11 protein-coding genes are annotated in these 12,521 nt (G+C 63.9%); all 11 read right to left on the bottom strand.

Annotated features, from left to right (window positions below):
* Positions 1 to 149 precede the first annotated feature (149 nt).
* Positions 150 to 779: a sarcosine oxidase subunit gamma gene (locus NP945_RS06270; RefSeq protein ID WP_127269576.1), complete on the bottom strand. Its 630-nt coding sequence runs from the start codon at positions 777 to 779 to the stop codon at positions 150 to 152.
* Positions 772 to 3,753, bottom strand: coding sequence for a sarcosine oxidase subunit alpha (locus tag NP945_RS06265; protein ID WP_256745842.1), 2,982 nt, complete (start codon positions 3,751 to 3,753; stop codon positions 772 to 774). The genes NP945_RS06270 and NP945_RS06265 overlap by 8 nt, the downstream gene beginning before the upstream one ends.
* A gap of 226 nt (positions 3,754 to 3,979) precedes the next feature.
* Positions 3,980 to 4,255, bottom strand: a complete 276-nt coding sequence (locus NP945_RS06260; RefSeq protein ID WP_128307685.1) for a sarcosine oxidase subunit delta — start codon at positions 4,253 to 4,255, stop codon at positions 3,980 to 3,982.
* A 17-nt stretch (positions 4,256 to 4,272) separates the two neighbouring features.
* Positions 4,273 to 5,526, bottom strand: a complete 1,254-nt coding sequence (locus NP945_RS06255) for a sarcosine oxidase subunit beta family protein (protein WP_013532907.1) — start codon at positions 5,524 to 5,526, stop codon at positions 4,273 to 4,275.
* Between the two features lie 92 nt (positions 5,527 to 5,618).
* The gene (gene glnT / locus NP945_RS06250) at positions 5,619 to 6,926 is read right to left on the bottom strand and encodes a type III glutamate--ammonia ligase (protein ID WP_127811057.1); all 1,308 of its coding nucleotides are present in this window, start codon (positions 6,924 to 6,926) and stop codon (positions 5,619 to 5,621) included.
* A gap of 61 nt (positions 6,927 to 6,987) precedes the next feature.
* Positions 6,988 to 8,316: an FMN-binding glutamate synthase family protein gene (locus NP945_RS06245; protein ID WP_127328489.1), complete on the bottom strand. Its 1,329-nt coding sequence runs from the start codon at positions 8,314 to 8,316 to the stop codon at positions 6,988 to 6,990.
* Positions 8,317 to 8,322: 6 nt separating this feature from the next.
* Positions 8,323 to 9,048, bottom strand: a complete 726-nt coding sequence (locus NP945_RS06240) for a GXGXG domain-containing protein (RefSeq protein WP_256745841.1) — start codon at positions 9,046 to 9,048, stop codon at positions 8,323 to 8,325.
* Positions 9,049 to 9,052: 4 nt separating this feature from the next.
* On the bottom strand, positions 9,053 to 9,949 hold the full coding sequence (locus NP945_RS06235) for a glutamine amidotransferase family protein (RefSeq protein ID WP_063167616.1): 897 nt from the start codon (positions 9,947 to 9,949) through the stop codon (positions 9,053 to 9,055).
* Between the two features lie 103 nt (positions 9,950 to 10,052).
* Entirely contained in the window at positions 10,053 to 10,376 is a 324-nt protein-coding gene (locus tag NP945_RS06230) for a hypothetical protein (protein WP_256745840.1), read from the bottom strand.
* Entirely contained in the window at positions 10,373 to 11,062 is a 690-nt protein-coding gene (locus tag NP945_RS06225) for a hypothetical protein (protein ID WP_256745839.1), read from the bottom strand. The genes NP945_RS06230 and NP945_RS06225 overlap by 4 nt, the downstream gene beginning before the upstream one ends.
* Positions 11,063 to 11,107: 45 nt before the next feature.
* Positions 11,108 to 12,511: an APC family permease gene (locus tag NP945_RS06220; protein ID WP_023808735.1), complete on the bottom strand. Its 1,404-nt coding sequence runs from the start codon at positions 12,509 to 12,511 to the stop codon at positions 11,108 to 11,110.
* Positions 12,512 to 12,521: the final 10 nt, after the last annotated feature.

Here is a 12,521-nt window from a genome sequence, read left to right as displayed (position 1 = left end):
CGGAGGGGCAGCGGGCGACTTCGCCAAGCCTCGGGCCGGATGGCCATCCGGCCCGAGGCTCAATCGCTTCCATCGCACATAATCATCTCGTGCAGATACAAGGGGCGGCGCCGACGCTCGGAATTGGCCATTCCGACGAAAACTGAAAACTAGACCAGTTCCTCGCTGTGGCGGATATCGACACCATACTCCGCAGCCGAATCCAGCACCGTATGCCAAAGGCTTTCGGCGAAGGTCGCAAACACCAGAAGGTTGAACACCGCCTGCCCATCCGGCCGATCGCCGCCGCGCCAGAGCGTGACGCTGGTGTGATCCATCGATGTCGCGGCGGCGGCGCCAACCGGGAACGTCGTTGGGTGCAAGTCGATCGAAGACAGTTTCGCCAGCATGGTGCGTGCCTTGACGCCCGAAATGCTGATCAAGACCCGTGCATGCGACTGATCCGACAGCGAGGCGGAGCCGGAGAATGCCGGCGTCAACGTCTGCGTCGTGTGCTTGCCGCCGTTTGACAGAACGAAGAACTGATCCGGCCCCGACCAGATCAGCGTGGCATCCGGAGTCTGTACCGCCTTCGGCGCATCCGGTGGCACCGCGCCGAAACGGGCCCTGGCCGCTTTCGCCAGATCAGCCCCTTGGCCGCGCCTCGCCATGATCTGGATCAGGTCAAAATTGCGGATCTCGGTCAGCGAGACGCCGGCCTCGATACCGCGTGCACCATGCACGCCGGCAACAAGCGCCTTTTCAAGGGGACTGCGGGGAGCCCAGGAAAAATCAACCACGCTGGCGCCCTCCATCCGGATCGTAGAAGACGGGATTGCAGAGTTCGACATCGTAGTCTTCGCCGCGCAACGGGTCATGCCCATGCACGATCTCGCCGATGCGTTCGCGGCCGCGTTCGACAAGCGCGAGCCCGATCCACTGATCCGACGTCGGCGAGAAGCAGACCGAGGTGACATAGCCCTGGTCGTTGCCGGGGCCGGGTGTCTGTCCCTTCGGGATGATGTGCGCACCGGAGCGCAGCCGGCGTGCCTTGTCCGTCGGCTTGATGCCGACGACGACCTGCCGGTCCGGGGCTACCAGCGCCTCGCGTCCGGCCATGACGCGGCCGATATAGTCTTTCTTGGTCGACATCATCTTGCCCAGGCCAAGATCGGCCGCCGTCGTCGTGCCGCTCAGTTCCGGTCCGGCGATGTGGCCCTTTTCGACGCGCATGACGCCGAGCGCCTCGGTGCCGTAAGGCGTCACGCCGAACGGCGCGCCGGCCAGCATCAAATTGCGCGCCATGGCATCGCCAAAGCGCGCCGGCACCGAAATCTCGAAAGCCATCTCGCCTGAGAACGAGATACGGAACAGCCGTGCCCTCAGGCCCCCGCGAAGTGCTACTTCGCGCGCGCCCATGAATGGAAAGCCTTCGTTGGAAAGGTCTTCTGCCGGGTCGACGATTTCCCTGAGCAGGTCGCGTGTCTTCGGCCCGGCGATCGAGAATTGCGCCCACTGGTCCGAGACGGAAGTGAGCTGCACGTCGAGCTCCGGGAACAGCACCTGGCGGCAGAATTCGAGATGCTGCATCACCAGTCCGGCCTTGGCCGTGGTGGTGGTGAGAAAATAGTGATCCTCGGCCAGCCGCGATGTCGTGCCATCGTCATAGACGATGCCGTCCTCGCGCAGCATCAGCCCATAGCGCGCCTTGCCAACGGCGAGGCTGGAGAAGGTGTTGATGTAGACGCGATCCAGGAAGGCGCCGGCATCGGGGCCGTGCACGTCGATCTTGCCGAGCGTCGAGACATCGCAGAAGCCGACGCCGCCGCGCACCGCCTTGACCTCGCGGGTCACCGATTCCAGCCAGTCCTTCTCGCCGGCGCGCGGATACCATTGCGCCCGCTTCCACAGGCCGGTGTCGACGAAGACAGCGCCCTGTTCCACGGCCCAGTGATGCGACGGCGTCAGCCGTGTCGCATGGAACGTCTCGTCGCGGTGATGGCCGGCGAAGGCGCCGATGGCGACCGGCACGTAAGGCGGCCGGTAGATTGTCGTGCCGGTCTCGGGGATCGAACGGCCGCTGACCGCGGCCATGATGGCAAGGCCGGCGACATTCGAGGTCTTGCCCTGGTCGGTCGCCATGCCGAGCGTCGTGTAGCGCTTCAGGTGCTCGACCGATTCAAAGCCTTCGCGCTGCGCCAGTTCGATGTCGGAGGCGGTGACGTCGTGCTGGTAATCGACAAAAGCCTTGCCCTTGCCGGCGACGTGCCATAGCGGCGTCAGCGAGAATGCCTCGTCGTCGGCGGCAGGCGCGATACCCACTGTGCCGCTATGTCCCGTGTCACGCGCCGCTGCCGCGCCGGCGGCAAATCCCTGGCTCAGGCAGGCGCCGAGGCCGAAATCGCCATTGGCGGCACCCGCGGCGACCATGCCGGGAGGCGCGCCGTCCGGCACGAAGGCAGATATGTCGTTCTGCCATTTCGGCCGGCCACGATGGTAGGAGGTCAGCCCGACCGCCGGGTTCCAGCCGCCGGAGACTGCGAGGCCGTCCGCTTCGATCTCGGCGCGCGCGCCACCGGTCAGCGAGACCGCGATTTTCCTGACGCCATCCTTGCCGCCATCGACCCCGCTGACGGAACCATGCAGCACCGGGAAGCCACCCTTGGAGGCCAGCGAACGATGCGCCGGCGACACTTCGGACCGTGCGTCGATGACCGCCGCGATCTGCAGGCCGGCCCCGAGTGCCGTCTCGACCGTACGCCAGCCATCCTCATTGTTGGTGAACAGCGCGAGGCGCTTTGCCGGTGTCGCCGCATAGCGCGCGACATAGGTGCGCATGGCGGACGCCATCATAACACCGGGCGTGTCGTTGCCGGCAAAGACGATCGGCCGTTCGATGGCGCCGGCCGCGACAACGCAGCGCTTCGCCACGATCCGCCACAGCCGCTGGCGCACCTGATGCTGAGGCGGCGAGGGCAGGTGGTCGTTGACCCGCTCGATCGCGCCATAGGTACCGCCATCATAGACCCCGAACAATGTCGTGCGGGTCATGATGCGGACATCGGGCATATCGGCCAATTCAGCCAGCGTCCGCGACAGCCATTCGGCTGCCGGCACACCATCGATCGTGCCGCCATCCGACAGCAGGCGGCCGCCGGGGACAACATCCTCTTCGCACAGGATGACGCGGGCGCCAGCGCGGCCGGCTGCCAATGCCGCGGCCAAACCGGCCGGACCTGAACCGGCGATCAGCACATCGCAATGCGCCCATGCCTTGTCGTAGTGATCGGGATCGGCGATGCCTGAGGCACGGCCGAGGCCGGCGGCGCGGCGGATCGCCGGCTCGTAGATCGCTTCCCAGAATTTCGCCGGCCACATGAAAGTCTTGTAGTAGAAGCCGGCAACGAAGATCGGCGCGAACAGCTGGTTCACCGACATCAAATCGTGGCGCAGCGACGGCCAACGGTTCTGGCTGGCGGCCTCGAGCCCGTCATAGAGTTCGGCTGTCGTCGCCTTGGTGTTCGGCTCGCGCCGTGCGCCGGTGCGCAGCTCGACCAGCGCGTTGGGTTCTTCCGAACCAGCGGTGAGAATACCGCGCGGGCGATGGTATTTGAATGAGCGGCCGACCAGCTTGACGCCGTTGGCGATCAGCGCGGAGGCGAGCGTATCGCCCTGGAAGCCGGAGAAAGCCTTGCCGTCGAAACGGAAGTTCAGTGGCACCGAGCGGTCGATGAGACCGCCGGAGGTGAGACGGTGGGATTGGGAGGATTTCACGATTGCCGGCCCCCACGCAGGAGCGCCGCGCTGCCCCTCATCGCCCTGCCGGGCACTTCTCCCCGTATAGTGACGGGGAGAAGGACGCTTTCATCCACGATTCCGCCAATCATCAACTTTGCAGGAATAGCGGTCAGGTTGCGGCCAGCCCCCCTCTCCCCGTCACTATACGGGGAGAGGATGCCGGCAGGCAGGTGAGGGGCGGCGCTGACTTGCACGAGAAAATTCATTTCGCGACCTGCCTCGCACCCACGCCAGCCGCCGGCTCAACGGCGGAAATCTCATGCGTCAGCGTGTTGCGGGTGACCTTCAGCCAGGCCCGGCAACCGCCGCCATGGTACCAGTATTCGCTGGTCGCGCCGGCGACATTGTCGCGCAGATAGACATAGTCGAAGACCTCGTCTTCCGAGGCGCCGGCCTCGGGCCGCACAGGTTTGGCATCGCCGAGATAGGTGAACTCGCCGAGTTCGCGTTCGCCGCAGAAGGGACAGACAATGCGCATGCTGTTCTACACCGCCTTCAATGCAGGTTCGGTTGGGCGCCCTGGCCCTTTTCGTCGATCATGGCGCCAGTCCGGAACCGGTCGAGGCGGAACCGTGCAGCCTCTTCGTGCGATTCGTCGCGAGCCAGGAGGTGTGCAAAGACGAAGCCGGAGCCTGGTGTCGCCTTGAAGCCGCCATAGCACCAGCCGGCGTTGAGATAGAGCCCGTCGACCGGCGTCTTGTCGATGATCGGCGAACCGTCCATCGACATGTCCATGATGCCGCCCCACTGGCGCAGCAGGCGCACGCGGCCGATCATCGGCATCAGCGCCATGCCGCCCTCGCAGACGTCCTCCATGACAGGCATGTTGCCGCGCTGGGCGTAGGAATTGTAGCCGTCTATATCGCCGCCGAAGACGAGGCCGCCCTTGTCGGACTGGCTGACGTAGAAATGGCCGGCGCCGAAGGTCATGACGCCAGGGATGAGCGGCTTGATCGCTTCGGAGACGAAGGCCTGCAGCACATGGCTCTCAATCGGCAGGCGCAGGCCGGCCATCGCCGCGACGCGCGACGAACTTCCGGCAACAGCCATGCCGACCTTGCCGGCGCCGATCTTGCCGCGCGACGTCTCGACACCAGTCACCTTGCCGTTGGCATCCCTGACGAAGCCGGTGACTTCGCAATTCTGGATAATGTCGACGCCGAGTTCGCTCGCGGCATGGGCATAGCCCCAGACCACCGCATCGTGCCGCGCCGTGCCGCCGCGCCGCTGCAGCAGCCCGCCTTGCACGGGAAAGCGCGCATTGTCGAAGTTCAGGAACGGTATCATCTTCCTGACCGCGGCGAGGTCGAGCAGTTCGGCGTCGATGCCGTTGATGCGCATGGTGTTGCCGCGCCGCGCATAGGCGTCGCGCTGTGCGTCGGAGTGGTAGAGGTTGATGACGCCGCGCTGGCTGACCATCGCATTGTAGTTGAGGTCCTGCTCCATCCGCTCCCACAGCTTCATCGACAATTCGTAGAAGCCGGTGTTGCCGGGCAGGCCGTAATTGGAGCGGATGATGGTGGTGTTGCGGCCGGCATTGCCGGAGCCGATCCAGCCTTTTTCGAGCACGGCGACATTCTTGATGCCGTACTCGCTGGCGAGGAACCAAGCGGTGGCAAGCCCGTGGCCGCCGCCGCCGATGATCACCACGTCGTAGCGGTCCTTCGGCGTGGCGTCGCGCCAGGTGCGCTGCCAGTTCTTGTGGCCGGACAGGGCGGCGCGGGCGAGCGAGAAGATAGAATATTTCATCAGTTCATTCCGAGGTCGCTCGCGTCACGCTGGATCTTCCTCGACGCATCGGATTCGTCCGAAAACCGCTACGCACTTTTCGGTCCGATGCTCTAGATATCCAGCGTGTGGTCGCGCTCCCATTGCGTGAAGTGCGAAGCATAGGAATTCCATTCCTGGTGCTTCAGCTTTAGGTAGGCCGACGAGAATTCCTCACCCAGCGCCGCCTTGAGCGATTTGTCCTTGTCGAACTCGCGCAACGCGTCGAGCAGGTTGAGCGGCAACTTCGGCGCGCCCTTCACCGTGTGCCCATGCTGGTACATGTCGATGTCGTAGCGCTTGCCGGGATCGGCCTTCGAGCGGATGCCGTCGAGGCCGGCGGCGATGATGACAGCCTGCAGGAGATAGGGGTTGGCCGCACCATCCGGCAGGCGCAGCTCGAAGCGGCCGGGGCCGGGCACGCGCACCATGTGGGTGCGGTTGTTGCCGGTCCAGGTCACTGTGTTCGGCGCCCATGTCGCGCCCGAAATGGTGCGTGGCGCGTTGATGCGCTTGTAGGAATTCACCGTCGGGTTGGTGATCGCGGCAAGCGCGGAAGCATGCTTCATGATGCCGCCGAGGAAATTCCGGCCCTTGGCCGACAGGCCGAGCTCCATCGCTTTGTCGGCGAAAACGTTGGTCTTGCCCGATTTGTCCCAGACCGAGATATGGGCATGGCAGCCATTGCCGGTCAGGCCCTGGAAGGGTTTGGGCATGAAAGTCGCGCGCAGGCCGTGCTTCTCGGCGATCGACTTGACCATGAACTTGAAGAACGAGTGCTTGTCGGCGGTCGCCAGCGCGTCGTCGAAGGCCCAGTTCATCTCGAATTGGCCGTTGGCATCCTCGTGGTCGTTCTGGTAGGCGCCCCAGCCGAGCGCCAGCATGTGGTCGCAGATCTCGGCGATGACGTCATAGCGGCGCATCACCGCTTGCTGGTCGTAGCAGGGCTTTGAGGCCGTGTCGTATTCGTCGGAAATCGTCTTGCCATCCGGCGAGATCAGGAAGAACTCGGCCTCGACGCCGGTCTTGACGTGCATGCCGTCGCTGGCGGCCTCTGCGATCAGCCGCTTCAGCGTGTTGCGCGGCGCCTGGTCGACCTCCTTGTCGTCCATGATGCAGTTGGCCGCGACCCAGGCGACCTCAGGCTTCCACGGCAGCTGGATCACCGAATCCGGATCCGGCACCGCCAGCATGTCGGGATGTGCCGGCGTCAGGTCCAGCCAGGTGGCGAACCCGGCAAAGCCGGCGCCGTCCTTCTGCATGTCGGCGATTGCCTGCGCCGGCACCAGCTTGGCACGCTGGCCACTGAACAGGTCAGTGTAGGAAATCATGAAATATTTGACGTTTTTCGCCCTTGCGAATTCTGCAAGATCAGTTGCCACGCTAGTTCCCCATTTTTATCGATTGTTGTTCCCGAGTATGCGGGAGTCGGCCCTTCGTTGATCAGAAGCCGTTCTTCCCCGGTATCCAGTTGGTGCCGGCCAGCGGCACGCCGGCCATGGCGGCTGCCTCGATCGTCAGCGCGACGAGGTCCTCGGGTTCGAGATTGTGCAGGCTGTTCTTGCCGCAGGCACGCGCGATGGTCTGCGCTTCCAGCGTCATCACCTTGAGGTAGTTCGCCAGCCGGCGTCCCGCGGCGATCGGGTCGACCCGCTTCATCAATTCGGGATCCTGCGTGGTGATGCCGGCGGGGTCGCGCCCCTCGTGCCAGTCGTCATAGGCGCCGGCCGTGGTGCCGAGCTCGTTATACTCCGCCTCCCAGCGGGGATCGTTGTCGCCGAGCGCGACAAGGGCAGCCGTACCGATCGAGACCGCGTCGACGCCGAGCGCCAGCGCTTTGGCGACATCGGCGCCGTTGCGGATACCACCGGAGACGATCAGCTGCACTTTGCGGTGCATGCCCAGATCCTGCAGCGCCTGCACCGCCGGCCTGATGCAGGCAAGCGTCGGCATACCGACATTTTCGATGAACACTTCCTGGGTGGCGGCGGTGCCGCCCTGCATGCCGTCGACGACAACGACATCGGCGCCGGCCTTCACGGCAAGCGCGGTGTCGTAGTAGGGCCGGGCGCCGCCGACCTTGACGTAGATCGGCTTTTCCCAGTCGGTGATTTCGCGCAGTTCGAGGATCTTGATCTCGAGATCGTCGGGTCCGGTCCAGTCGGGATGGCGCGAGGCCGAGCGCTGGTCGATGCCCTTGGGCAGCGTGCGCATCTCGGCGACGCGGTCGGAAATCTTCTGGCCAAGCAGCATGCCGCCGCCGCCCGGCTTGGCGCCCTGGCCGACGACGACTTCGATCGCATCGGCGCGGCGCAAATCGCGCGGGTTCATGCCGTAGCGCGACGGCAGATATTGATAGACCAGCTGCTTTGAATGGCCGCGCTCTTCCTCGGTCATGCCGCCGTCGCCCGTCGTGGTCGAGGTGCCCGACAGGGTCGCGCCGCGCCCGAGTGCCTCCTTGGCGGGGCCTGACAGTGAGCCGAAGCTCATGCCGGCGATGGTGATCGGGATCTTTAGCTCGATCGGCTTCTTGGCATGGCGAGAGCCGAGCACGACCGATGTGTCGCAGCGCTCGCGATAGCCTTCGAGCGGATAGCGCGAGATCGATGCGCCGAGGAACAAGAGGTCGTCGAAATGCGGCAGCTTGCGCTTGGCGCCGGCGCCGCGGATGTCATAGATGCCGGTCGCCGCGGCACGGCGGATTTCGGAAAGCGTATAGTCGTCGAAGGTCGCGGATTTGCGCGGCGTCGTCGGCGGGTTCCTGTAGGTCATGCTGCCTCAATACGCGTCGGCGTTGTCGATATTGAAATTGTAGAGGGTGCGCGCCGAGCCGTAGCGCTTGAACTCCGACGGCTTGACGCCGGTGACGCCGGCGCGGTCGAGCAGGCCTTGCAGCAATTCCAGATGCTCAGCCCGCATCTCCTTGGCGATGCAGTCGGCACCCAGGCTGTCGACCTTGCCGCGCACGAAGAGCCGCGCCTCGTAGATGGAGTCGCCCAGCGCGTCGCCGGCATCGCCCAGCACCACCAGATTGCCCGACTGCGCCATGAAGGCCGACATGTGGCCGATATTGCCGTGCACGACGATGTCAATGCCCTTCATCGAGATGCCGCAGCGCGACGAGGCATTGCCTTCGATGACCAGCAGGCCGCCCTTGCCGGTGGCGCCGGCATACTGGCTGGCGTCGCCTTTGATGGTGATCGAGCCCGACATCATGTTCTCGCCGACGCCGGGACCCGCCGAGCCATGCACGGTGATGGTGCTGCCGGAATTCATGCCGCCGCAATAATAGCCGACGCTGCCACGCACATCGATGGCAACAGGCTGGTCGACGCCAACGGCGACCGAATGGCTGCCTTTCGGGTTCAGCACTTCCCAGGCCGTTTCATTCGAGCCGGGCGACAGATTGTGCAGCGCCTGGTTGAGTTCGCGCAGCGACGATTGGTCAAGATCGAAGACCCGAGGGTCATGTGCTGCGGTCTTTGAAAGCGTGGTTGCCGGCATGAATTCAATGCTCCCAGAAATAGACGGTTGCGGGCTCGGGTTCCCAGACCCTCGCATTGTCTATGCCGGGTAGTTTGGTCAGCGCGCGATATTCCGAGCCGAAGGCGACATACTGGTCGGTTTCGGCCATCACGGCAGGCTTGCAGGCGATCGGATCGCGCACCACGCCAAAACCGTTCTTGGTGCCGACGACGAAGGTGAAGAAGCCGTCGAGGTCGGAGAGCGTGCCTTCCAGCGCCTCGCCGAGATTCTTGCCATGCGCCATCTGCGACGAAAGATAGGCGGCGGCCACTTCAGTGTCGTTCTCGGTCTCGAAGGTCATGCCTTCACGGATCAGCTCGCGGCGGACGTTGTTGTGGTTCGACAGCGAGCCATTGTGCACCAGGCACTGGTCGGCGCCGGTCGAGAACGGATGCGCGCCCATCGTCGTCACCGCCGATTCCGTTGCCATGCGGGTATGGCCGATGCCATGCGTGCCGGTCATCTTGCGGACGTCGAAGCGATCGACGACGGCCTCCGGCAGGCCGACTTCCTTGTAGATCTCGACAACGTCGCCGGCGCCCATGATGCGGATGTCGGGGCGCAGCGCCTGGATGGTTTCGCGCGCTTCATCGATCTTGGCCGGCGTGGTCCTGACGACCGCATGGGTGGATTTCACCGCGATCGTCACCGGCGTGCCGATGGCCTTGGCGAGCTCCGCCTCGAGGCCGCGGAAATCGCGGTCGGGCTTGGCGGACTGGATGGTGATCTTGGCCTCATTCTTGGAAGGCGCGCCATAGATGGCGATACCGGCGCTGTCGGGACCGCGATCGCTGAGGGAGATCAGCATCTGCGACAGCATCGCACCAAGCTGGGGTTCCAGCGACTTGTCCTTCAAAAACAGTCCGACAATTCCACACATGTCAGCCTCCCGATGTTTGTAGCTAAGAGATCGTTTGTAGCTAAGAGAGGATGTACCGAATGAGCCGCACAAATTCAATCGTATGAAAAAAATATTCCTCTAGTTACCTATGCGGCTCAATGCCGCTCTGCGCACTGTCGCCGTCTCGCCGGGCATTGTGAACCCATTTGGCGGTGCGGATGCGGGCGAGCTTGTAGGCGTCGAGAATCGACAAGGCATAGATCAGGAAGCCGCCGGCGTGACGGCCGACAAAGCTGGCATCCGACGGTGCGATCTTGGCCGTCGCCCATGCCAGGATCACCATGAAGAAAAGGAACTGAAGGCCGCGCACCGGCACGCCGAGAATGACGTGCCCGCTTCCCGGCAGCACGATTGCGGCGCCGAGAACCAGATAGGGATTGGTGGGTGCCGTGGTGGGACTGGTCATGCGGCTTGCCGTTCGCTTTTGTTGATGGCGTCGCGAAGCGCCGACACCGACACCAGCAGTCTTTCGATCAGCGCGGGATCGAGTGTGGCGTCGCCAAACTCGGCCTGCCGGAACACACCGTAGCGCGCCCGTTCGGCTTCGGCCAGCAGCCACACGATGCGTACCCCTTTCGGGGTGATCAGCAGTTCCTTGGCGCGCCCTTCGGAAAAAATCCCGAGGTGGCCGGCGATGGTCTCCAGTGGGAAGTGGACGCCCCTGCGATCCGTCCGCAACACGGCCTCGGCCGGAAATGCCGAACTCTTCGGCAGCGTGTGGTCGAGATGATCGAAATTGGAGAAGGTCGTCGGCGACCCCGGCCGCATCATCATGTCGAAGGTGCCGGGCACGGCCACCGGCTCGGTGATCGAAACACTGAGCCAGCGCGCCGGCAGTTTCCGCGTCGCCAGTGTGTCGACGATGGTGCGCACCTGGACACGTTTGCTGTTCCAGGACCCTTCCCAGGTGATGACACCGGCGGTGCCGTCCGAGACATTGGCTGCGTCGGCGATGGCTGTGCGGATGCGGTCCTGCTCGACGGCAAGCGCCATCGATGCCCTGTTGCGGCTGGCACGCGCCTGCCAGGCAAGGTGGAGAACGATAGCCAGGACAACGGCTCCGGCCAGCAGTGCTGATGTCAGCTCGGACATTTTCTCATGCCACGCCCATCCAGGATGCGGACGGGCCTACTCCCATCAATAACCCTGCGGCTTTGGCCACGGCATGGTGAACTGATCGCCGCGCCGCACGAATTTGTAGCGATAGAAATGGAACCACAGCGAGATCAGGAAATAGAAGGCGACCATGGCGATCAACTGCGAGCCGAAGCCGAGGAAGATGGCGAAGAAGGTCACCACGCACAGGCAAAACAGCACGATGGCCGGGATCGGATGGAAGGGGTGCGTGTAGCCGCGCCGGATCGAGCCGAGTGGCCACTTCTTGCGGAACATGATGATGTTGATGCTCATGAACGTGTATTGCAGCACGCCCGACAGGATCGAGAAGGTGATCGCCTGGTTGAGGTCGGCGATGAAGGCGAAGGCCAGCGCGATCGGCAGCAGGAACAGGATCGAACGATAGGGCGTGCGATATCTCGGATGCACGGCCGAGAACCATGTCGGCAGATAGCGGTCGCGGCCGAGCGAGAACCAGGCGCGCGCCGCATCGTTGATGCAGCCATTGGCGGAGGCCATTGCAGCAAGCAGCGTGGCGACGAACAACAGGTTCTCGAGCAGCGGGCTGCCAGTCAGCTTGCCGGCGTCCCACAGTGGATAATAGGTGATGCCGAGATATTCCCATGGCATCATCGAGGCGCAGACATACCAGGTCATGGCGGCGGCGATCAAAAGCGTGATCATGCCGGCCATGGTGCCGTAAGGCAGCGAGCGGGCCGGCGAGCGCACTTCCTCGGCGGCCTGTGTGGTGCCCTCGATCCCGAGATAGTACCAGATGCCGAACTGGAAGGCGGCGATGACGCCGATCCAGCCATAGGGGAGTGCATTGCCTGGCGTGACCAGCTCGTTCAGCTTCAGCACGGCGCCTTGCGTCCACGGGCTGACCGAAAAGAACAGGATGACGATCGAGATATAGGCGACCGCTGTGATGACGAAGTTGACATTGAGCGTCATCAGCACGCCGCGATAGTTCAGCCACGCCAGCACGACGATGGTCGCGGCGATGAAGGAATTGTGGGTGAGCCCTTCGACGCCGGCCTTGGCGACGATGGTGTCGCCGAGCAGGATGGCGTCGGATACTTCGAGCATGGTGTAGGCAAAGACCAGGAACAGCGCGACGTTGAACGCCATCAGCGGTCCGACGATGTGCTTTGCCTGCGCATACTGGCCGCCGGCGGCGGCCACGGTCGATGTCACCTCGGAATCGATCATGGCGACCGAGGTGTAGAGCAATCCCACGACCCAGCAGACGATCAGCGCAGCCAGTGCGCCACCCTTGTCCGCCGAGAAATTCCAGCCGGTGAATTCGCCGACCAGGACGATGCCGACGCCGAGCGCCCAGACATGGGCCGGTCCGAGCACGCGCAGGAGTGAAACTCTGTCCCCTTGGGCAGCCGGGGCAGCCGGTTCAAGTGCGATCGTCATTGTTCAATCC

The sequence above is a fragment of the Mesorhizobium sp. LMG17149 genome (assembly GCF_024518695.1).
Classification (GTDB): domain Bacteria; phylum Pseudomonadota; class Alphaproteobacteria; order Rhizobiales; family Rhizobiaceae; genus Mesorhizobium.
This window is presented reverse-complemented; position numbering and strand designations above follow the sequence as displayed.

Coding starts and splice junctions, on each gene's coding strand:
- NP945_RS06245 (WP_127328489.1), bottom strand. CDS start 8,316: ATGACCTACAGGAACCCGCCGACGACGCCGCGCAAATCCGCGACCTTC.
- NP945_RS06220 (WP_023808735.1), bottom strand. CDS start 12,511: ATGACGATCGCACTTGAACCGGCTGCCCCGGCTGCCCAAGGGGACAGA.
- NP945_RS06260 (WP_128307685.1), bottom strand. CDS start 4,255: ATGCGCATTGTCTGTCCCTTCTGCGGCGAACGCGAACTCGGCGAGTTC.
- NP945_RS06235 (WP_063167616.1), bottom strand. CDS start 9,949: ATGTGTGGAATTGTCGGACTGTTTTTGAAGGACAAGTCGCTGGAACCC.
- NP945_RS06255 (WP_013532907.1), bottom strand. CDS start 5,526: ATGAAATATTCTATCTTCTCGCTCGCCCGCGCCGCCCTGTCCGGCCAC.
- NP945_RS06240 (WP_256745841.1), bottom strand. CDS start 9,048: ATGCCGGCAACCACGCTTTCAAAGACCGCAGCACATGACCCTCGGGTC.
- NP945_RS06230 (WP_256745840.1), bottom strand. CDS start 10,376: ATGACCAGTCCCACCACGGCACCCACCAATCCCTATCTGGTTCTCGGC.
- NP945_RS06225 (WP_256745839.1), bottom strand. CDS start 11,062: ATGTCCGAGCTGACATCAGCACTGCTGGCCGGAGCCGTTGTCCTGGCT.